The organism is Lysinibacillus sp. Bpr_S20 (genome assembly GCF_023337835.1).
Lineage (GTDB): Bacteria > Bacillota > Bacilli > Bacillales_A > Planococcaceae > Lysinibacillus.
This window is the reverse complement of the sequence record NZ_JALNLQ010000004.1, coordinates 83,919-105,226: the sequence shown is the minus strand read 5'-3', so window position 1 is coordinate 105,226 and position 21,308 is coordinate 83,919. Positions and strand designations below refer to the sequence as shown.

At 39.0% G+C, this 21,308-nt stretch carries 16 protein-coding genes and 1 other annotated feature; of the genes, 8 read left to right on the top strand and 8 right to left on the bottom strand.

Annotation, left to right across the window (positions count from 1 at the left end; genetic code table 11):
* The first annotated feature begins 510 nt into the window (after window positions 1–510).
* Both MWJ95_RS11485 and MWJ95_RS11480 read left to right on the top strand, forming a co-directional pair.
* Window positions 511–1,716, top strand: a complete 1,206-nt coding sequence (locus tag MWJ95_RS11485) for an iron-containing alcohol dehydrogenase (RefSeq protein WP_249072943.1) — start codon at window positions 511–513, stop codon at window positions 1,714–1,716.
* A 226-nt stretch (window positions 1,717–1,942) separates the two neighbouring features.
* Window positions 1,943–2,752, top strand: coding sequence for a cobalamin-binding protein (locus MWJ95_RS11480; protein WP_249106046.1), 810 nt, complete (start codon window positions 1,943–1,945; stop codon window positions 2,750–2,752).
* Between the two features lie 356 nt (window positions 2,753–3,108).
* On the opposite strand, the gene tyrS is transcribed toward MWJ95_RS11480, so the two are convergent.
* Window positions 3,109–4,377: a tyrosine--tRNA ligase gene (gene tyrS / locus MWJ95_RS11475; protein ID WP_249105633.1), complete on the bottom strand. Its 1,269-nt coding sequence runs from the start codon at window positions 4,375–4,377 to the stop codon at window positions 3,109–3,111.
* Window positions 4,378–4,450: 73 nt separating this feature from the next.
* Window positions 4,451–4,654, bottom strand: a binding site (T-box leader).
* 102 nt (window positions 4,655–4,756) lie between these two features.
* On the opposite strand from tyrS, the gene MWJ95_RS11470 reads away from it, so the two are divergent.
* Both MWJ95_RS11470 and MWJ95_RS11465 read left to right on the top strand, forming a co-directional pair.
* Window positions 4,757–7,846, top strand: coding sequence for a transglycosylase domain-containing protein (locus tag MWJ95_RS11470; RefSeq protein ID WP_249072946.1), 3,090 nt, complete (start codon window positions 4,757–4,759; stop codon window positions 7,844–7,846).
* Between the two features lie 93 nt (window positions 7,847–7,939).
* Complete coding sequence (locus MWJ95_RS11465) at window positions 7,940–8,821, top strand: NAD-dependent epimerase/dehydratase family protein (RefSeq protein ID WP_249072947.1); 882 nt, start codon at window positions 7,940–7,942, stop codon at window positions 8,819–8,821.
* 472 nt (window positions 8,822–9,293) lie between these two features.
* Here the strand turns inward: MWJ95_RS11465 and MWJ95_RS11460 are convergent, their stop codons facing one another.
* The 4 genes from MWJ95_RS11460 to argC form a co-directional block, all read right to left on the bottom strand.
* Window positions 9,294–10,424, bottom strand: coding sequence for an acetylornithine transaminase (locus tag MWJ95_RS11460; protein ID WP_249105630.1), 1,131 nt, complete (start codon window positions 10,422–10,424; stop codon window positions 9,294–9,296).
* Between the two features lie 74 nt (window positions 10,425–10,498).
* Complete coding sequence (argB, locus tag MWJ95_RS11455) at window positions 10,499–11,269, bottom strand: acetylglutamate kinase (protein WP_249072949.1); 771 nt, start codon at window positions 11,267–11,269, stop codon at window positions 10,499–10,501.
* Complete coding sequence (argJ, locus tag MWJ95_RS11450) at window positions 11,232–12,464, bottom strand: bifunctional ornithine acetyltransferase/N-acetylglutamate synthase (protein WP_249105628.1); 1,233 nt, start codon at window positions 12,462–12,464, stop codon at window positions 11,232–11,234. Before argJ ends, argB begins: the two co-directional genes overlap by 38 nt.
* Before the next feature lie 21 nt (window positions 12,465–12,485).
* A complete protein-coding gene (gene argC / locus MWJ95_RS11445; protein ID WP_249072951.1) occupies window positions 12,486–13,520 on the bottom strand; it encodes an N-acetyl-gamma-glutamyl-phosphate reductase in 1,035 nt (344 codons plus the stop codon).
* Between the two features lie 203 nt (window positions 13,521–13,723).
* Between argC and MWJ95_RS11440 the strand changes: the two genes are divergently transcribed.
* Window positions 13,724–14,095 (top strand): hypothetical protein, encoded by a 372-nt coding sequence (locus MWJ95_RS11440; protein ID WP_249105627.1) that lies wholly within the window; start codon window positions 13,724–13,726, stop codon window positions 14,093–14,095.
* Between the two features lie 80 nt (window positions 14,096–14,175).
* Here the strand turns inward: MWJ95_RS11440 and acsA are convergent, their stop codons facing one another.
* A complete protein-coding gene (acsA, locus tag MWJ95_RS11435) occupies window positions 14,176–15,903 on the bottom strand; it encodes an acetate--CoA ligase (RefSeq protein ID WP_481817351.1) in 1,728 nt (575 codons plus the stop codon).
* Between the two features lie 343 nt (window positions 15,904–16,246).
* Between acsA and MWJ95_RS11430 the strand changes: the two genes are divergently transcribed.
* From MWJ95_RS11430 to MWJ95_RS11420, 3 genes are read left to right on the top strand one after another with little or no spacing between them, the layout of a single operon-like run.
* Complete coding sequence (locus tag MWJ95_RS11430; protein WP_197144858.1) at window positions 16,247–16,879, top strand: GNAT family N-acetyltransferase; 633 nt, start codon at window positions 16,247–16,249, stop codon at window positions 16,877–16,879.
* 24 nt (window positions 16,880–16,903) lie between these two features.
* Window positions 16,904–17,551, top strand: coding sequence for an acetoin utilization AcuB family protein (locus MWJ95_RS11425; protein WP_249072953.1), 648 nt, complete (start codon window positions 16,904–16,906; stop codon window positions 17,549–17,551).
* Window positions 17,551–18,711 carry an acetoin utilization protein AcuC gene (locus MWJ95_RS11420; RefSeq protein ID WP_249072954.1) on the top strand — a complete coding sequence of 387 codons (1,161 nt, stop codon included), beginning with the start codon at window positions 17,551–17,553 and terminating at the stop codon, window positions 18,709–18,711. Before MWJ95_RS11425 ends, MWJ95_RS11420 begins: the two co-directional genes overlap by 1 nt.
* Before the next feature lie 106 nt (window positions 18,712–18,817).
* Here MWJ95_RS11420 and ccpA read toward each other — a convergent pair whose 3' ends face one another.
* Both ccpA and MWJ95_RS11410 read right to left on the bottom strand, forming a co-directional pair.
* On the bottom strand, window positions 18,818–19,822 hold the full coding sequence (gene ccpA / locus MWJ95_RS11415; protein ID WP_049667456.1) for a catabolite control protein A: 1,005 nt from the start codon (window positions 19,820–19,822) through the stop codon (window positions 18,818–18,820).
* A 364-nt stretch (window positions 19,823–20,186) separates the two neighbouring features.
* The gene (locus MWJ95_RS11410; RefSeq protein WP_249072955.1) at window positions 20,187–21,272 is read right to left on the bottom strand and encodes a bifunctional 3-deoxy-7-phosphoheptulonate synthase/chorismate mutase; all 1,086 of its coding nucleotides are present in this window, start codon (window positions 21,270–21,272) and stop codon (window positions 20,187–20,189) included.
* Window positions 21,273–21,308 lie beyond the last annotated feature (36 nt).

Sequence of the window (21,308 nt, the reverse complement as noted above, 5' to 3'; positions counted from 1 at the left end):
ATTGAAATATTATTCAATAAAATTGCAAATAGTCCTGAAAAGTGCCTAAAAAAATTTTTTGTTTATCAGCCCGAATACCCATATTTTAACAAATATTTTCATCCGTTTGATTAATTAGAATATTCACATAAATTATGACGATTTTATGTACTTTAAAATAGTAATTACACAATTAAAAAGCAACATATTCACTACTAATATATTAAGAACAAAATATCAGTTATTTACTATTCAACACTTCTATAAAATAGAACACATTTCCAAAAAATATATTTTACTTTCATAGGAAAACAATTTTCAAAACGTTTTTATATCAATAATCCTCAGCAACACAACCTTTCATTATATCAAAAGCCAACCTAACTTTTTTGTAAAATAATAACATAATTAAAATTAACAATTTTAATAAAAATACGTGTTGAACTTTTACAAATAATAGAATAACATGAACTTCGAAAGGTGGTTCGCCATCATTCAAGCAATAACAATTATTTTAAAGGGGTTGGAAATATGTCAGACGTTCTAAAGCAATTTGTTATGCCGAAAACAAACTTATTTGGACCTGGAGCAATTCAAGAAGTTGGTAAACGCTTAAATGATTTAGAAGTGAAAAAGACATTAATCGTAACAGATGAGGGCTTACACAAATTAGGTCTCTCTGAACAAATTGCTAACATCATTATAGCTGCTGGAATTGATGTAGCCATTTTCCCGAAAGCAGAACCGAATCCAACAGATCAAAACATTGAAGACGGGATTGCAGTGTATCATGCTGAAAACTGTGATTCCATTGTATCTCTTGGAGGGGGTAGCGCACACGATGCAGCAAAAGGTATCGGACTTATTGCTTCGAATGGTGGACGCATTCATGATTACGAGGGCGTTGACAAATCACAAAACCCACTAGTGCCATTAATCGCTATTAACACAACTGCTGGTACAGCAAGTGAAATGACTCGCTTCACAATTATTACGGATACCTCTCGTAAAGTGAAGATGGCCATTGTGGATAAACATGTTACTCCACTTCTATCAATTAATGACCCCGAGTTAATGGTTGGCTTACCTCCTGCTCTAACTGCGGCAACTGGTTTAGATGCATTAACACATGCAATCGAATCATTTGTGTCGACAGAAGCAACACCAATTACTGATGCATGCGCAGAAAAGGTGCTTCAGCTAGTTCCTGAATATTTACCACGCGCCTATGCAAACGGTGCAGATTTAGAGGCACGTGAGCAAATGGTGTACGCACAATTTTTAGCAGGCATGGCGTTTAATAATGCTTCACTTGGCTATGTACATGCAATTGCGCATCAATTAGGCGGTTTCTATAATTTACCACACGGAGTATGTAATGCTATTCTTTTACCACATGTTTGCCGCTTCAACTTAACAGCACGAACTGACCGTTTTGCAAGAATCGCTGAATTGTTAGGTGAAAACGTTGAAGGGTTAAGTAAACGTGAGGCTGCTGAAAAAGCAATTACAGCAATTGAAAACCTTTCTAGTGATTTAAACATTCCAAGTGGCTTCCGCGAATTAGGCGCGAAGGATGAGGATATTGAAATCTTAGCGAAAAATGCAATGTTAGATGTATGTGCTGCAACAAACCCACGTAAAGCAACTTTAGAGGACATTAAACAAATTATTACAAATGCAATGGGTCCTGTTGCGAAAAAAGAAGAGTCACTCGAAGCTATCGCACTTTCTTAATAGATAATCAAAAGGCATGTCTCGTGGCATGCCTTTTTTAATTGATAACTGCCAGAGGTTTTGAGCCAACAAGTGGTTTTTGTGCGAAAGCGTAGCGACAGCAACAGATGCTATTTTGTGCGAAAGCGCAGCGGCAGCAACAAAGTTAAAGCTAAAGAGCATTCAGTCATTGTATGTCACTCGAACACTCGCTATACTTTTCTTAAAAAGAATTGGAGATAAGAAAATGCGTTTAATCTCAATTTGTCCTAGTAATACAGAACTTGTTGCTTATTTAGGGCTGACTGACCACCTTGTGGGCGTCGATGATTTTTCAGATTGGCCATTAGTCGTAAAAGACTTGCCTCAGCTTGGCCCAGATTTATCAATTGATATGGATGCATTAGAAGCATTGCAGCCAGATCTTGTACTTGCATCGTTAAGTGTCCCTGGCATGGAAAAAAATATTGAAGCTTTACAAGCTAGAAATATTCCTCATATTGTTTTTAATGCCAATTCTTTAGAGGAAATCGCACAGGACCTTCATATTTTAGGTAAAGCTTGTGGAGTTGAGGAGCGTGCTAAAAAAATTTCCGAGGAATATTTATATTGTATTGATTGTCTATACAAAGTTGCTCAAACAATTCCTAAAAAACCTACTGTTTATTGGGAATGGTGGCCAAACCCTATCTTTACACCAGGTAAAATTAATTGGTTAACTGAAATTAGTGCCATTGCTGGTGGGCAAAATCTGTTTCAAGATGTAGAACTAGCAAGTGTGCAAACTGATTGGGCTGATGTAGTAAGGCGTGACCCAGACTATATAATGATGGCTTGGGTAGGTGTTGCCTTTGAGCGAATTCAACCGGCAAATTTATTAAAACGGTCGGATGCGCAGGAGCTACGAGCTGTTAAAATGAAACAGCTTCACGTAATGGAGGAATGGCTTTATTGTCGTCCATCACCACGCCTCATAGAGGGTGCATTAAAGCTTGCAAATATGCTTCACCCCAAAAAATATGAGCACATCAAGCTTCCAAGTTTTTTAGATAGTTAAAAATAAAAGTATGGCTCTTCTGCAAAGAGAGGGGTTGATTTCCGTTCCGGCTGTGCGCTTTGTTGCTGTCGCTTTGCTTTCGCTACAGAAAACATTTGCCGCTGACGCTTCGCTTTCGCGCAGAGCAGAGCTTCCTGGGGGCGTCCGATGAGCCGCTTCACTCGCGTAGCTCGCTCCAGGGTCTCATCTGTGACGCTGATCCCCAAGGAGTAGCCCAGCCTCCACTCCAATCAACCGTTTTACTTATCTTGTATCTTCTAACATAGCGGCTAGAGATTTCCTAAACCATTTTATTTTCCATCCAAAAGAGACATCCCCTCTAATATTGAGGGGATGTCTTGTTGTATACGTCTGAGTTAAACAAACTTCACCATATGGTATTTTTTCTTGCCGCGTCGAACAATGCTGAATGCATCTTCTAAACGATCTTTGCCGTCGATGACATATTCTAAGTTAGTAACCTTTTCACCATTCACGCTAATTGCACCATTTGTTACGTCCTCACGAGCTTGACGTTTTGAAGGAGAGATACCCGCTTCCACAAGTAAGTCCACGATGTTTTTATCTTCTTTCGCCATTTCAATAGAAGGAACATCTTTAAATGCATCCTTCATTTCATCAGCAGAAAGTGCTTTTAAGTCTCCAGAGAATAAAGCAGCTGTAATGCGGATTGCTTGGTCTAATGCTTCCTGACCATGAATTAAGCGTGTCATTTCTTCAGCTAATGCTTTTTGTGCCTTACGTAAGTGTGGCTCCTCTTCAACAGATACTGCTAAAGCTTCAATCTCTTCACGAGAAAGGAATGTGAAGATTTTTAAGTATTTCACAACGTCAGCATCCGCAGCATTAATCCAGAATTGGTAGAACTCGTATGGAGATGTTTTCTTACCATCTAGCCATACAGCACCACCTGCCGTTTTACCAAATTTCGTACCGTCTGCTTTCGTTACTAAAGGAATTGTTATACCAAAAGCTTTCGTTTCTTCCTCATGTGTTTTACGAATAACTTCTAAACCAGTTGTAATATTCCCCCACTGATCAGAACCACCTACTTGAATGCGACAGTTGTAATGGTCGTATAAGTGATTGTAATCAATACCTTGAATTAAAGTATATGCAAACTCAGTAAATGAAATCCCTGTATCAAGACGTGATGCAATTGTATCCTTTGCTAACATGTAGTTTACATTAATTAATTTCCCATAATCACGTAAAAATTCGATCGTATTTATATTGCCAATCCAGTCACGGTTATTCACTAACTGAGCACCATTACCATCTTCTGCAAAATCAAAGATACGTTCTAATTGACCACGGATACCTTGAACATTTTTATCAATTTGCTCAACTGTTTGTAATTGGCGTTCTTCAGAGCGACCAGATGGATCTCCAATCATACCCGTTGCACCACCAACTAACAAAATTGGACGGTGGCCTGCTTTTTGGAATCGACGTAGCGTTAAAAGAGGCACAATATGCCCAATATGCATAGAATCTGCAGTTGGATCAACACCACAGTATAAAGATACAGATTGCTCATCCAATAATTTAGCCATACCTTCAGCATCAGTTTGTTGGTATAACAATCCACGCCATTCTAAGTCTTGTAATAATTCGTTCGTCATTTTAATTCCTCCTAAGTGTTTAATATTTCGTGTAGGGAGAAATAAAAAAGTCCCTACACGCAAAAACATTGCATGCAGGGACGTTAATAACTAACGCGGTACCACCCGGCTTGAAGATGTCATCCATCTTCCTCTTCATTCAACCGCCTTTATCGCAGGCGCGCACGTCTAAGCTCCAAGCACGTAATTCGTTTCTACATTATGACCAGCTTTCACCAACCGCTGGCTCTCTAAACAGGGAATGTAGATACTACTGCAAGCTCTTCATCACTAGAAAACTATAAGCATTATTCTAAACGATTCTTTTTCATTGTCAATAACTATGTTCGACCTAAATCAATATGTGCTATAATAGACAAGATTTTAGGAGGTCGATACATTGAAAGATTGGATTGAGAAAATCAATGCAAAGATCGATGATTTAATTCAACAAAAATGGATGAAGAAATTACGTATTTCAGGAAGTGTTACCTGGAACTTATTTTTACTATTTTTAGTCTTTGCATTGGTTGGGACTGTATTTGCCGGTTCAGTGGGCGCTGGCTATTTTGCTTCGCTTGTAAAAGAAGAGCCACTTCGCTCAAAGGAAGAATTAAGGACAGAAATTTTCAACTACGATTCAACAAGTGAGATTTATTTTGCCAACGATATTTATATCGGAAAATTACGGACAGATTTAGACCGTCGAGTAACCACATTAGATCAGGTCGCACCTAATGTTATTAATGCAGTATTAGCAACAGAGGACGAGTATTTCCGCGAACATAACGGAATAGTTCCAAAGGCTGTTGTCCGTGGGCTACTTCAAGACGTAGCAAACTCTTCCACCCAAACTGGTGGTTCTACATTAACACAACAGCTTATTAAAAACCAAGTATTAACAAACGAAGTATCTTATGAACGAAAAGCAAAAGAACTTTTACTTGCTATGCGTTTAGAGCATTTTATGAAAAAGGAAGAAATTTTAGAGGCCTATTTAAACATAATACCTTATGGCCGTAATGCTTCCGGTCGAAACATTGCAGGAGTTGAAACAGCTGCTGAAGGTATTTTCAATGTAAAAGCAAAGGACTTATCGCTTCCTCAAGCAGCGTATATAGCTGGTATACCGCAATCACCTTTCGCTTACACACCTTTCACAAATAAAGGTGTACTTAAAAGTAAAGAAGCTCTGAAACCGGGTATTGATCGTATGAAAACTGTACTTTATCGTATGAAAGACGCTGGTTATATTAACGAAGCTCAATATAAAGAAGCAGTTGCTTACGATATCACTGCTGACTTCCGTTCACCAGAGATGCGTGCAGAAGATCGCTACCCATGGCTAACATATGAGCTTGAAAGTCGAGCGAAAGATATTATTGCAGAAAAACTAGCAGAAAAAGATGGTATTGATCCAGAACGCTTAAAAAATGAGAAAAAATTAAAAGAAAAGTATACGATTCTAGCAGATCGCGATGTCCGCTCAAAAGGTTATCGTATCTATTCAACTATTAATAAAGATATGTACGATTCGATGCAAAAAGCAGCGGACAACTTTAAAAATTACGGTCATACTTATACAGTTAAAGAAAAGGATCCTACAACAGGTGAACAAGTTGATGTTCAAATGCCTGTACAGGTTGGTAGTATTTTAATTGAAAATAATACTGGACGTATTTTAAGCTTTGTCGGTGGTCGTGACTTTGAATTAAAAAAATATAACTATGCTACACAGGCAAAACGCTCAAATGGCTCAACTATGAAGCCATTACTTGTATATGCACCTGCAATAGAATACGGTGTAATCGGTGCCGGAAGCCCATTAGTTGACGTAAAATTCTCTATTCCCGGATGGAGCCCAACAAACTATAATACTAATGATGAACGAGGGCTTATCCCGGCACGTGAGGCATTAGCGAGTTCACAAAACTTATCAGCTGCACGTCTATATTATAGTATTCTTAACAGACGTCCTGCCGATTATTTAGTAAAGATGGGAATCACAACCCTAAAGCCTAATGATTTCACTAACCCTTCTGCTAGTCTTGGGGCGGTAGAAGATGGTATTACGGTTGAAGAGAACACCAATGCCTTTGCAACTTTTGCAAATAGTGGACAATTTATAGACTCTTATATGATTGATAGAATTGAAGACCAAAATGGCAATATCATTTATAAACACGAAGTTAAACCTGAACAAGTATTTAGTCCTGAAACCTCTTATATCATTACAGATATGTTACGAGATGTGTTAACAAAAGGAACAGGTACACTTGCAAGAAATACTTTAAAATTCTCTGCTGACTTTGCTGCTAAAACAGGTACTTCACAAGATTACAAAGATGCTTGGCTAGTTGGTTATAACCCGAATGTTTCTCTTGGTGTATGGATAGGTTATGATAAAAATCAATCACTTAATGCATTTAATAATACGTACCAACAGCCAAGTGAGCGAATTAACAAGCTATGGGGAAAATTAATGAATTCTGTGTATGATGTCGATCCACAATTAATTGCCCCTAAAACTAGATTTAAGCAACCGAAAAACGTTGTGACTGCATCATTCTGTGGTATTTCTGGTTTAGCGCCTTCTGCAGCATGTGCTAATGCTGGTCTCGTGCGCTCTGATTTGTTTAACGCGAAAGTATTTTTACCTTCACAACCTGATGATAGCTTAGCTTCTTCAAGTGTTGTGACGATAAAAGGTAAAACTTATAATGCACTTCCTAGCACACCGTCAGAATTTGTAAAAGCAGGTGGTGCAGGTATTAATCAGGCATTTATAAAAAGAATGCTTGGCCCACTTGGCGGTAACCCTGCTAGCCTATTACCGAAAAATTCGTCATTATCGAATTCATCGGTATCAGCTGTTGATTTCCCAGCTGATAACAGTGCACCAGCAGCAGTAACAGCTTCTATTAATGGCAATACATTATCTTGGACAGGGTCTTCAAATGATGTAGTTGGTTATAGAATATATAAAGTAACAAACGGTGGTAAGACTCTTGTTGGATCAGTGCTTGAATCATCCCAAAGTATGACGGTAGCAAGTGGTCAAGCCTATGCTGTTGTTGCAGTAGATATTACAGGTTTAACTTCAGCGCAATCCAATATCGTTTCTACTGGTGGCAGTGCGAATGAAAAACAACCTGATAAAGAACAAGAAGAAAAAGTTCCACCAACTACACCACCTACTAACGGCAATGAGCCGAACAATAATGAAAACGGCACAGAAAATGGCAATGGGACTGGTGGAAATAACGGGAATGGCTCGAATAACGGCAACGGTTCTGGAAACACTGGAAATGAGTCAAATAACGGAAATGGTTCTAATAACGGGAACAACGGCTCGAATAACGGGAATGGTACCGGAAATAACGAAAATGGCTCAAATAACGGAAACGGTTCCGAAAACACTGAGAATGGCGGCTCTAACGGAGGAGAAAACGGAAATACAACTCCACCGCCTAATCCACCTACCCGATAATATGCAGGCATACTACAATTATTTTTGAATTGTAGTATGCCTGTTTTTTTGTCATTATTAAGAGGACTACTAATTTAAAGGGGTGGAAATATTATGAACGTTTTAGTTTTAGGAGGTACCCGTTTTTTTGGTAAAAAGCTTGTAGAACTCTGTCTTCAAAATGGCCATAGCGTAACTATATTAACACGTGGACAAAGTGGAAATCCTTTTGGTACTAAAGTGAAGCAGCTAATTGTTAATCGAGACGACGCTGATTCGTTGTCGAAGGCACTAGCAAGCACTACGTGGGATATTGTCTATGATAATATTTGCTATTCTCCTAACGAAGCTCTCAACATATGTGAAATTTTAGAAGGTAAAACGAAAAAGCTCGTTTTTACATCTACTCTATCAACCTACGAAATAGACGGCATTATCAAAACAGAAGAAGATTTTAATCCATATAATTATGAAGTTCGGATGGGAAACCGCGAAGATTTTTCGTACGGTGAGGGTAAGCGTCAAGCAGAGGCAGTACTTTTCAAAGAGGCCACATTCCCTGTTGTCGCTGTACGTTTCCCGATTGTTATGGGGGAGAACGACTATACACGCCGTTTACATTTCCATGTTGAACGAATTTTACAAGAACAGCCTATTTCATTACCAAATATTGATGCAAAGATGAGCTTTATTACGGACGATGAAGCAGCTGCATTTTTGTATTTTGCAGGCACTACACCTATTGAAGGACCTTATAATGCAACAGCAGCAGGTGCAATTTCATTAAAAGATTTACTAGGTCTTATTGAAGAAACAACCGGAAAGCATGCAAAAATTTCCCTTGTAGGTGGCGATGACAAGTCGCAGTCGCCATATGGGGTTCCAGCAGATTGGTATATGTCCACTACAAAGGCAGAATCAGCAGGCTTTACATTCAGTCAACTCCATGATTGGCTCCCTTCTCTAGTGAAAACATTAGTAAATGAGCTGCGATAAATCGAAACTTTAATCAGTGTGGTGTTCTTTACCCCACTGATTATTAGTCTTCACCAATCGGGTATTTACGGGCAGTTTGCCTCCCCTAATTTCTTTGCTCTCATTGAATTTAAAGCGGGAGGACCTGACGCTTCTCTTTTGATACAGATAAATTACTGCCCATTAATACGGGACAAGATTTTACTATACTAATAGACTTATCAACATAACGTGGGGTTGATTTCCGTTCCAGCTGGGCGCTTTCCTAGGGGCGTCCGATGAGCCGCTTCACTCACGTTGCTCGCTCCAGGGTCTCATCTGTGACGCTGATCCCTAAGGAGTCGCCCAGCCTCCACTCCAATCAACTAATATACTTGGCATATTCCCCCAAAATTTCATCTTAATTTTTACAGATAAGCATTAAAAGATCTGCTAGATTTTTTTAGCAAGAAATCTAGCAGATTCATTTTTATCGTATTTAATTGATCAGATACTACAGCAGTATCGTTTTTAAAATCGCAATTGCTTCATCGATTTCTGCTTTTGACACGGTTAATGGAGGTAATAGGCGAATAACGTTAGGTCCTGCACCCACTAATAATAAGCCCTTTTCCTCCGCTGCTGCTATATACGAGGCTACCTCAATATCCCCACAGCCAATACCAAGAAGTAAGCCCTGGCCCTGTACTGTATACGTTGAAGGAAGATGCGTTTTCAATTGCTTAACAAAATACGTAGATAGCTCCTGTACATTTTGTAAAAAAGGCGCTGCAAAGACATGATCAAGCACGGTTTCAGCAACACTCATCGCAAGCGGGTTCCCACCGAATGTTGTGCCATGTGTGCCTGGACTAAATGTCTCATATAACTCGGCTGTTCCAAGCATCCCACCGACAGGGAAACCACCACCTAGCCCTTTTGCTAATGTCACAATATTTGGCTTTAAAATCGTTTGCTCAAAAGCATATTTTGTTCCTGTTCGTCCAATACCGGTTTGAACTTCATCGATAATTAGTAATATTCCTTTGTCGTCACAGACTTTAGCGATTGCTGCTGCGAATTCTGGTGATACACTGTTAACACCGCCTTCACCTTGAATCATTTCCAGCATAATTGCTGCGACAGAATCATCAATCGTTGTTTCAAGTGCTGCCACATCATTAAAAGGAAGAATCGTAAATTTTTCAACAAGTGGACCGAAGCCATTATGTACCTTATCCTGACCTGTTGCAGACATCGCTCCAAAAGTACGCCCATGAAAAGAGTTTTCAAAAGTAATAATATGATTTTTCCCTGTATGCTTACGCGCAAGCTTTATAGCCGCTTCATTCGCTTCTGCACCACTATTACAGAAAAATGCATAAGAGAAATGTGTATTTGCTATTAATTTTTGCGCAACCTTCTCCTGACCGGGAATATCAAATAAATTAGAAATATGCCAAAGCTTTTGACTTTGATCATGAATTGCCTTCACAATGGCCGGATGCGCATGACCAAGGCTCACAACAGCGATTCCACTTGTAAGATCTAAATATTTTTTCCCAGCAGAATCTTCTACTACCGTTCCTTGCCCTTTGACAATTTTGGCGCGTCGTTTGCCATAGTTTTCAAATAAAGCACTCATTTTTTCAACCCCTCCAGAGTAAAACTTAAATCTTCTTTTCTAAACAACTATATTGCTACCTTTATGCCATTACTTCATCCCTTGGCTAAAATCGTTGTACCTTCTAAAGATCCCCCAACAATTTGTACGGATGGAATACCTGCCCTTAAGCATTCGAGAGCTCCTTGAACTTTTGGTATCATCCCACCATAAATATAACCGTCCTCAATCCATTGTTGGATGATGGCAGGTGTTGCTTTCAATTGATATTCATCATTAATGCGGATTCCATTTACATCCGTTACAAGTAATAAACTATCTGCATCTAGAGCTAGTGCTATTTCACTTGCTACAGTATCCCCATTAATATTTAATGCCTGACCAAATTCATCCACCCCGACGCAAGCAATAACCGGTACAACCCCGGCATTTATTAATGCTTCCAGCAAAGATGTATTGACTTTTTTTATATCACCAACAAAACCGAATACATCTTTATCTAGATAATCCGCTACAATTAACTGACCATCGAAGCCGTTTAATCCAATGGCAGCAATTCCCGCAGTAGTTAATTCATGAACAAGCGCAGGGTTGACCTTTCCTATTAACGTAGACTGTACAATATCAATAGCCGCTTCATTCGTTACACGAATACCGTTTAAAGCATGTGATTCTATCCCGTACGCCGCAAGTTCACGATTAATGGCCGGTCCACCACCATGGGTAATAATAAGCTCAACTCCGCTCTCTTGCAGGTTTTTAAAATTCTTAAAAAACGATTCATCTAAGCCTTCTAGTGTACTTCCACCAAGCTTAATGACCATTCTTTTACGAGCGGTACGAGGCATTGATTTGAACGTAGTCATAAGTTAGATCACATCCCCAAGCATGCCCCTTGCCTTCCCCAATACCAAGTGACACATAGATTTTCACTTCATGCATTTTTAAAATTTGAATTAACTCATCCTCAGGGAATGGAAGTGGCTCACCGTTTTCAACCATAGTGACACCGCCAATTTGGATCGTAATTTTTTCTGGATCAACCGTTGCGCCACTATAGCCTACAGCGGCAATAATGCGTCCCCAGTTTGCATCACAGCCAAATACTGCCGTTTTCACAAGCGGTGAACCAACTACTGTTTTAGCAATTTTTCGCCCCTCTTCATCTGAAATTGCTCCTTCAACTTCAACCTCAATCAGCTTCGTTGCACCCTCACCATCTTTAGCTATCATTTTTGCTAAATCTTGAGCTACTGTTTTCAATGTTAAGAAGAAGTTTTGCCAATCCGGATGGTCAAAGGTCAGAGTTTCATTTCCCGCTAAGCCGTTTGCCATCACAACAACTGTGTCATTTGTAGATGTATCCCCATCTACCGTAATTGCATTAAAAGTCATATTTGTTATATCAGCTAATGTAGCCTGTAGGATATCTGATTCAATATTTGCATCCGTCGTAATAAAACCTAGCATCGTAGCCATATTTGGTTCAATCATACCTGAACCTTTTGCAACTCCAGCGATAATAATCTCCTTGCCATCAACGACTGTGCTATAGCTTGTGTTTTTCATAACCGTATCTGTTGTCAAAATCGCTTGGGCAAAATCAATCGCACTTTCCAAATTATCCTTTGGCTCTAATTGATTAATCCCATTTGTTAATGGCTCCATGTTCATAATTTCACCGATGACACCCGTTGAGCAGACTCCAACTAAATTTGCCTCAATGCCCAGCTTTTCTGCCATTAGGGCTTGCATTGTTTGGGCATCCTTCACCCCTTGCTTCCCCGTACATGCATTAGCATTTCCAGAGTTGACAATCATCGCCTGCATTTTCTTCGTTGTGTACACAACCTCTTTCGTAACTTTTAACGGTGCTGCCTGCACGGCATTCGTTGTGAAAACACCTGCTACACTCGCCGGCACCTCACTAACTAATACAGCTAAATCTTTTTTCTTATGCTTTAAACCGCAATGTAAACCCGCAGCTTTAAAGCCCTTTGGTGAAACAATATTTTTACTTGATAATTTTTTCATAATGCTTGCGGATGCTATTAATGTCATAAAATCTTTCCTCCTTTGTTTTTAAATAAAGAACGGAACGACATCTAATCCTGTCGTTTGTGGTAAATCAAATTGAACGTTCATATTTTGAATGGCTTGCCCTGCAGCCCCTTTGACTAAATTATCGATGACACCAACGATTGTGGCACGATTCGTACGGTGATCCATTTTCACAAAAATATCGCAATAGTTCGAACCTTTAACACGGTTAGTACCTAGACTATTTACATCTGTAACAATCCGTACAAACGGATGCTTTTCATAGGCACTCTGTAAACATGCTACTAACTGATGTTCTGTAACACCAGACATAACAGGTGCATAAGAGGTAGATAAGATTCCTCTAGTCATTGGTACTAAATGAGTATTAAAAGAAATGGTTGTATCGACTCCCGCAAACATTGAAATGGCCTGCTCGATTTCTGGTATATGCTGATGTGTATTCGTTTTATAGATTGAAAAGCTTTCATTTACCTCACTAAAATGCGTAGTTTGCGATGGTTTATTTCCTGCTCCGGAAATCCCGCTTTTCGCATCAATCACCAAAAAGCTCGGATCAATCAATTGTTCTTTTAGTAATGGTAACAACGAAAGTAATACGGCTGTTGGATAGCATCCTGGATTTGCGATAAGAGGAGCATGTTGAACATTTTCTGCATTCCATTCAGTTAAGCCATATACACTTTGTTGAATGATTTCCAGTGGCGCCGCTTTTTTACCGTACCATGTTTCATAGCTTGCTGGATCTTGTAAACGGAAGTCACCAGACAAGTCTATTAATTTAGGACCTTTCCCTACCAATGGAGGTAAAAGCTCACTTGTCACCCCTGAAGGTGTACTTGTAAAAACAACATCAAATTGCTCTAAAGTCCCATAATCAATTTTTTGTAAAGGTGTATCGGCAATATGAACGAGATGACCAAACTTAGAAGAAAAAATAACACCTTCTTCTGAAGATGTGAATAAATCAATCCGCTCCACCGCTTTATGATTATGTAAAAATCGAATAAGCTCTAATCCACCATAACCAGTTGCACCAACAATTCCTACTTTCAATGCTCTCACCTCTGAAATAAGTTAAAATTAGTATACGTCTGCATATTTATTAAGTCAACTGAATTTTTATTTATATTCAAATTTTTCGCAAACTTCATTGATTCATAGATTTCGAGAAAAGTTCGAATAACTAAACGGATAGCAATACGATTTTTTCTAGTAATATAAAAAGTAAGATGTTCTTTAAAAGGAGTTGTTTTATTATGCAGAAAGTTTTAGTATATTCCTTTCTGTTTTTATTAGTACTAGCAGGATGTTCTACAGCTATTCCGGGAAATCCAACATCAAAAACTATCCTTAAAGAAAATTCCCAAGCAGATATTTTACAAATGGATCAATTAATCTATATAAAAGCGTCGAATCAAGAATCTCTAAAAAAGGGTGATTTTATAAAAGAAGACAAAATCGGAGAAATTAAAAAGACGACAACCTCCACTTTATTTTTCAAAGATTTTTATGCTACTAAATTGCCCGTTGGATCTGAAATTTTCGCTACAAATGATCATGACACTTACACGATTATTGCCGTAATAGATGGTAAACAAATATTATATACGGCGCTTGTTGAGGGCTAATCCTAACCCGAGATAACTGGCCATTAAAAAAGCAGGAATTTTTCGTCGACCGAATAAATTCCTGCTTTTTATACTACAAATTAATCTTCCATCGTAGATAAATCACCAGTTGGTAAATTTAATTCCCACGCTTTTAACACACGACGCATAATCTTACCGCTGCGTGTTTTTGGTAGCTTATCCTTAAATTCGATTTCACGTGGTGCAGCATGTGCAGATAAGCCTTTTTTCACAAAATTACGAATATCCTCAATCAATGCCTCTGAAGGATCTACACCCTCACGTAATGAGACAAAGGCCTTAATAATTTCACCTCGTACAGGATCTGGCTTTCCGATTACCCCCGCCTCGACTATATCAGGATGCTCTAATAGCTTACTTTCTACCTCAAATGGACCTACTCGTTCACCAGCTGTCATAATCACATCATCCACACGTCCTTGGAACCAGAAGTAACCATCATCATCCATATAGGCAGAGTCCCCGGACACATACCATTCACCTTTTAAGAAATAGGATTCGTAACGCTCGGGATTTCCCCAGATTTGACGCATCATCGCTGGCCAACCACGTCGAATTGCTAGATTTCCCATTGTAAAAGGCGGTACTTCATTGCCAGCATCATCAACAATCGTCGCATGAACACCTGGTAATGGTTTCCCCATTGATCCTGGCTTAATATCCATAGAAGGATAGTTACAAATCATATGTGCCCCCGTTTCTGTCATCCACCATGTATCATGAATACGGTGACCTAGTTCATCAATTCCCCAACGAATTACCTCTGGGTTTAACGGCTCACCTACAGATAAAATATGACGTAACGAAGATAGATCATAATTTTCAAGCATACCGCTACCAGCACCCATTAACATTCTGAAAGCTGTTGGTGCACTATACCAAACTGTTACACTATAATCCTCAATTGCCTGGTACCAAGCTTGAGGGGAGAATCTACCACCAACAATTAACATTGTGACGCCATTCAACCATGGACCAAAAATGCCATACGCTGTGCCTGTTACCCATCCTGGGTCAGCCGTACACCAGTAAATATCGTCTTCACGCAAATCAAGTACCCATTGCGTTGATTGATATTGTTGAAGCATTGCATTATGAACATGCAAAACGCCCTTTGGTGCTCCTGTCGATCCAGAAGTATAATGAAGAATCATGCCATCCTCTCTGTCCACCCATTCAATATCAAATTGAGAAGATGCCTCTTTCAAGAGTCTATTAAAATCTAAAATTTGTGGTGATTCCTTTATATCTGACCCTACTAAAAAGACGTGCTGCAAATGTGGTAGCTTTTCTAAAGGTACACGCTCTAGTAACTCTGGTGTTGTGACTAATACTTTAGCTTCGCTATCTGCAAGTCTGTCATAAACAGCACCTTCCATAAATGCCTCGAATAACGGACCTACAATAACACCCATTTTCAATGCGCCCAATAAAGAAAAATAAAGCTCAGGTGAACGCGGCATGAAAATAAATAATCGATCACCTTTTTCTAAATTTGTTGCTGCCTTAAACACATTTGCTGCTTTATTCGTCAGTTTTTTCATTTCATTGAAAGAATACGCCTCTTTGCGCTTTCCATCATTAAAATAAAGTGCAATTTTGTTTTTTCGATGCGTTTCTGCATGACGATCAATTGCCTCATATGCCATATTCACAAGTCCTGTATCATACCAACTAAATCCCTTTTCTGTTTCTGCCCAATCATGTGTCGCCGCAGCTTCCTCATAATCAGGCAAATTGTATTGCCCCGCTACAGCATTTAACTTCTCCAACATTTTCATCCCCATGAAACTACCCCTCTCTTTGCTATTGCTTTAGTATATTAGTAAGCAAATTTCAAATTGTAATTTCATTATTTCCCCCTTCAAAATCCGCCACTTTCTCTAAAGACAAATACGTTTTGCAGCAATTGTTATAGAACAGTTTAGTTAGTACGGAATTAGTGAATTCCTACCCACACTACATTTATCTGTTTAATAACAGATGCAATATAACTATATTTTACATGAATTCACCAAGAATGTCTTAATATTTTTATTTTTCCAAAAACACAGGTATATTTTGCAAAAGATAGCGTTTTTCCGCAGGAAATCAGCTATAATGGAATTATTAAACTCAGGTGGTGTAATTATGGAACATAAAAAAACTTTTTTTTCTGTCACAAAGGAAACTAAGCATGGTACTGTGTATGTGGAAGGACCTGTTCCTCCAGAAAAATTAGCTACATATTCATTCCACGAAGGCTTGGTTGCTTTTAGGCCCCCAAAGCAACAGCAGCAAGCCATCATAGAAATTGCAGGACTTCCTGAAGGACGAATAATTATTATTCGAAATGAAAACATAATTGTGGGCTACGTCACTTATCTATATCCTGATCCACTCGAACGTTGGGCAGAGGATCGAATTGATAACATGATTGAACTAGGTGCTATTGAAGTCATTCCTGAATATCGTGGTACAGGTGCTGGTAAAGCACTATTAGCTGTGTCTTTTATGGGGGATGAAATGGAAGACTATCTTGTTATCACTACCGAATATTATTGGCATTGGGACCTAAAAGGTACTGGTTTAAATGTTTGGGACTATCGCAAAATGATGGAGAAAATGATGGGCTCTGCCAACTTCGAATATTTCGCTACCGATGACCCTGAAATTACTTCACATCCTGCAAACTGCCTGATGGCACGTGAAGGAAAACGCGTACCTCCTGAGACAATGGAAAGATTTGATAGACTTCGCTTTAGAAATCGCTTCATGTATTAATATCAACACAAAGGGGATGAGTATATGATCGTAGAAGAAATTATGAATGATGAGCCTTACACGCTAGCTCCAACAAATACAGTAGTTGAAGCGCTGAAGTTAATGCGTGAGAAAAAAGTTCGTCATTTACCAGTAATAGATGAGGAGCATCATGTTCTTGGGGTTATCACTGAAAGAGATATTAAGGAGGCATTGCCCTCCTCTTTACGGGATGAGCCTAATTCTCCAGTTTTTAACGCAAAAGTGGAAGAGATTATGGTTAAAAATCCACTTGTCGGGCATCCACTTGATTTCGTAGAAGAAGTAGCTCTTACTTTTTATGAATCCAAAGTAGGCTGTTTACCAATTGTCTCCGGAGGAAAATTAGTTGGGATTGTCACTACCACAGATTTACTCTATACATACATAGAGTTAACTGGTGCCACTGAACCTGGCTCAAAAATTGAAATTCGTGTATCCGATACGCCAGGAATATTATTTGAAATTACGAAAATCTTCCGTGAACATCATGCAAATGTCCAAAGCGTCTTAGTTTATCCCGACTCTGAAAATACACAAAATAAAATTTTAAGTATCCGAGTAAAAACTCTGAATCCACTAGCTATGATTGAAGAACTTCGTAAAGAGGGCTTTGATGTATTATGGCCTAATTTACCAGGTGTTTCATTATAATGAAAAAAGCAGTATTTGTGTACTCGCCAGAGCAACTCGGATATAAATTTTCAGATACCCATCCTTTCAATCATAAACGCTTGACGCTTACAATGGATTTGTTAAAGAATATTGATGCTCTTGATGATGTGGATATCGTTCCAGCTCGTGTCGCAACAGAAGAAGAGCTTTTACTTGCACATGATCCAAAATATATTGATATCGTTAAAAGAGCAGGGCATGGTGAGCTTTCAGAGGCACAGTGTGAAAGCTACGGCATTGGCACCGAAGATACACCCATTTTTGAAAATATGCACGAAGCAAGTGCACAGCTTGTTGGTGGAACGTTAACAGCTGTCGATTATGTTATGGAAGGAAAAGCCGAGCACGCCCTCAATCTAGGCGGGGGGCTTCATCACGGCTTCCGTGGCCGTGCATCAGGTTTTTGTATTTATAACGATAGTACAGTAGCTATTCGGTATTTACAGGAAAAGTACAATGCTCGTGTACTTTATGTAGATACCGATGCCCATCATGGTGATGGGGTGCAATGGAGTTTTTATGAAGATCCAGATGTTTGTACATTATCTATTCATGAAACAGGTCGTTATCTTTTCCCTGGAACTGGTAACATTACGGAACGTGGAAATGGACAAGGCTATGGCACTTCTTTTAATTTTCCAATTGATGCTTTTACAGAAGATGAGAGTTTTCTAGAAATATATGAAAAGGCTATGCGAGAAGTCTTTGAATTTTTCAAGCCGGATGTTGTGCTAACGCAAAACGGTGCAGATGCACATTATTTTGATCCATTAACACATTTATATGGAACAATGAAAATTTATAGAGAAATTCCAAAGCTTGCCCATAAATTAGCACATGAATATTGTGGAGGGAAATGGATTGCCGTTGGTGGTGGCGGTTACGATATTTGGCGTGTTGTACCTCGCGCATGGTCTATGCTATGGCTTGAAATGACAGAGCAGCAATTACCGACAGGCCCTCTCCCTCAGGCATGGTTAGATCGATGGCAGCCTGAAGCACCAGTGCCTTTCATCCCAACATGGGAGGATCCGAATCCATTGTATGAGCCAATCCCTAGAAAGACTGAAATTGAAGAAAAAAACACGCAAATGCTAACCAAAGCGCTACATATTATTCGCAATGAGAACCGCGCTTAACCAAATGCCTCACGACAATCGTGAGGTATTTTTGTTTGTTCTTGGTCATTTATCCGTCTAGATAAAAAACACGTAAACCTTGAACAGATTTACGTGTGAAGTATCGTTATTTACTTTTGACAGATTGTCGATGTTCAATGCGGTGAGGTAAAATAACCGCTTCATCCTCAACAGGCTCTTTGTTCATCAATTTTGTTAGCAAGCGCATTGCGACAGCTCCGATATCATACAGTGGTAACGCGACACTTGTTAGCTGTGGGCGAACCATGCGTGCTAATTTTGAATTTTCAAAGCTGATTACTTCAATATCCTCAGGTACATCTTTCCCTGCATCCTGTGCACCGTGAATCAATCCAATTGCTAGTTCATCACTCCCTGCAAAATATGCAGTTGGCGGGTTTTCAAGTGAGGATAATGTTTCCCACGCCTCTAAGCCCATATCATAGCTTGATTCTTCTGCAGCGATTAGTGATTCATCTATAGGTAAACCTGCGTCTTGTAAAGCTTTTTTATACGCTTCAAGTTTGAATTTTCCATTAATAGTGTACGTAAGCGGACCTGTTACGAAAGCAATTCGCTTATGACCATTTTGAATGAGTAATGTAATGGCCTCATAAGCTGCCTGGTAATAATCAATGTTAACAGTCGCAATTGTTTGCGATTCATCTACTGAACCTGCAAGCACAATCGGTACAGGTGAATGATCCATAGTTTGTTGCATTTTTTCAGTCACTTCATCACTCATCATAACAATACCGTCAACCTGTTTTCCTAGCATTGTATCCAGTAGCTGAAGCTCTTTATCTTCATGCTGGTCTGAGTTGGCTAAAATAATATTGTAACGATACATGGTTGCAATATCCTCTACACCACGTGCCAGCTCCGCATAAACATTGTTTGCAATATCTGGGATAATCACGCCAACTGTTGTTGTTTTCTTACTTGCTAATCCACGCGCTACTGCGTTTGGACGGTATTCTAATCGTTCAATTACTTCTAATACTTTTTTTCGTGTTGCCGGTTTTACGTTTTGATTACCATTGACTACACGAGAGACTGTTGCCATAGAAACATTTGCTTCTCTTGCAACATCATAAATTGTAACAGTCATCGTACGTGCCTCCCTTTTTCCTTTTATAGCCTTATCATACGATAATTTTAATATTCTTTTCAAGAAGCAGTATGTACATGAAAAGAAAAACCAAGTACTAATAGTACTATTCTAGACATTATTTTGTCACTATATAGTAAACACCGCCTGCTGGTTAAAGCAAGCGGTGTTTATCAACACATCATCAATTATACCCTTATCCACAGGACGTGGCGTTCTTAGACTGAGTTCCTCTATTTCAGCGAGTGTTTGGACACCCACTGAAGAGTAACTTAAATCTACATTCATCTCACCACCTATAGAGGTGGGAGACTTCTGTACCGTCCGCTACGCTTTCGGTACAGAAAATAATTGCTGAAAGAAGTTAAGCATTAATTTCATGGCTCTTCATGAAATTTTGTAGTGTTTCGTAGAAAGCATCAAATGTTGGAATATCCATTTGTTGTTGTGAATCAGAAAGTGCTACAGATGGATCTGGATGCACCTCTGCCATGACGCCATCAGCTCCAATAGCAATTGCTGCTTTAGCACATGGTAATAATAAATCACGACGACCTGTTGAATGCGTTACGTCTACAAATACTGGTAAATGCGTTTCTTGTTTTAAAATTGGTACAGCAGAAATATCTAATGTGTTACGAGTTGCTTTTTCGTAAGTACGAATACCACGCTCACAAAGAATGATGTTCTCATTTCCTTTAGACATAATGTATTCTGCTGCATGAATGAATTCATCAATTGTCGCTGCTAAGCCTCGTTTTAAAAGTACAGGTTTGTTTGTTGCACCCGCAGCTTTTAATAATTCGAAGTTTTGCATATTACGTGCACCGATTTGGATAACATCAATGTAATCTAATGCTTCTTCTAAATGACCTGGTGTAACGATTTCCGTAATAACACCAAGACCGTATTCCTCTGATACACGTTTTAAAATTTTAAGTCCTTCTAAACCAAGACCTTGGAAGTCATATGGAGAAGTACGTGGTTTATAAGCACCGCCACGAATTAATTTTTCACCTTTTGCTTTAATAGATGCTGCTACTGCTGCAACTTGCTCGTATGATTCTACAGCACAAGGTCCAAATACGAAAGATGGTTTTCCTTGGCCAATTAGCTCACCATTTACATTAATGACAGTATCTTCTGATTTTTTCTTACGAGATACAAGTAATTCTTTTTTCTTATCCGCTTCAAGTTGTTTTAAAGCTGTTTTAAAAATTTGCTTAAATATATAATCAACCGTCATTTGGTTTAATGGACCTTGATTGTGCTCTTTAATAAGATCAAGCATGTGTCGTTCACGCAATGGATCATAGCGATTCACACCTTGTTTTTCTTTAATCTTACCGATTTCATCAACTACTGCTGCACGTTCGTTAATTAGACGAAGAATTTCTAAATTTAAACCGTCTATTTGACTACGTAAGCTTTCTAAATCTTTTTGGCTCATGCTTTCTTGCTCCTCTCCCCATGACAGACACTTTCA

Bases quoted from the DNA above. Each gene is read 5' to 3' on its own strand.
- MWJ95_RS11425 (WP_249072953.1), top strand. From the start codon at position 16,904: ATGATCGTAGAAGAAATTATGAATGATGAGCCTTACACGCTAGCTCCA.
- MWJ95_RS11465 (WP_249072947.1), top strand. From the start codon at position 7,940: ATGAACGTTTTAGTTTTAGGAGGTACCCGTTTTTTTGGTAAAAAGCTT.
- MWJ95_RS11485 (WP_249072943.1), top strand. From the start codon at position 511: ATGTCAGACGTTCTAAAGCAATTTGTTATGCCGAAAACAAACTTATTT.
- ccpA (WP_049667456.1), bottom strand. From the start codon at position 19,822: ATGACTGTTACAATTTATGATGTTGCAAGAGAAGCAAATGTTTCTATG.
- MWJ95_RS11440 (WP_249105627.1), top strand. From the start codon at position 13,724: ATGCAGAAAGTTTTAGTATATTCCTTTCTGTTTTTATTAGTACTAGCA.
- tyrS (WP_249105633.1), bottom strand. From the start codon at position 4,377: ATGACGAACGAATTATTACAAGACTTAGAATGGCGTGGATTGTTATAC.
- MWJ95_RS11430 (WP_197144858.1), top strand. From the start codon at position 16,247: ATGGAACATAAAAAAACTTTTTTTTCTGTCACAAAGGAAACTAAGCAT.
- argB (WP_249072949.1), bottom strand. From the start codon at position 11,269: ATGACTACGTTCAAATCAATGCCTCGTACCGCTCGTAAAAGAATGGTC.
- MWJ95_RS11460 (WP_249105630.1), bottom strand. From the start codon at position 10,424: ATGAGTGCTTTATTTGAAAACTATGGCAAACGACGCGCCAAAATTGTC.
- acsA (WP_481817351.1), bottom strand. From the start codon at position 15,903: ATGGGGATGAAAATGTTGGAGAAGTTAAATGCTGTAGCGGGGCAATAC.
- argJ (WP_249105628.1), bottom strand. From the start codon at position 12,464: ATGACATTAATAGCATCCGCAAGCATTATGAAAAAATTATCAAGTAAA.
- MWJ95_RS11420 (WP_249072954.1), top strand. From the start codon at position 17,551: ATGAAAAAAGCAGTATTTGTGTACTCGCCAGAGCAACTCGGATATAAA.
- MWJ95_RS11410 (WP_249072955.1), bottom strand. From the start codon at position 21,272: ATGAGCCAAAAAGATTTAGAAAGCTTACGTAGTCAAATAGACGGTTTA.
- MWJ95_RS11480 (WP_249106046.1), top strand. From the start codon at position 1,943: ATGCGTTTAATCTCAATTTGTCCTAGTAATACAGAACTTGTTGCTTAT.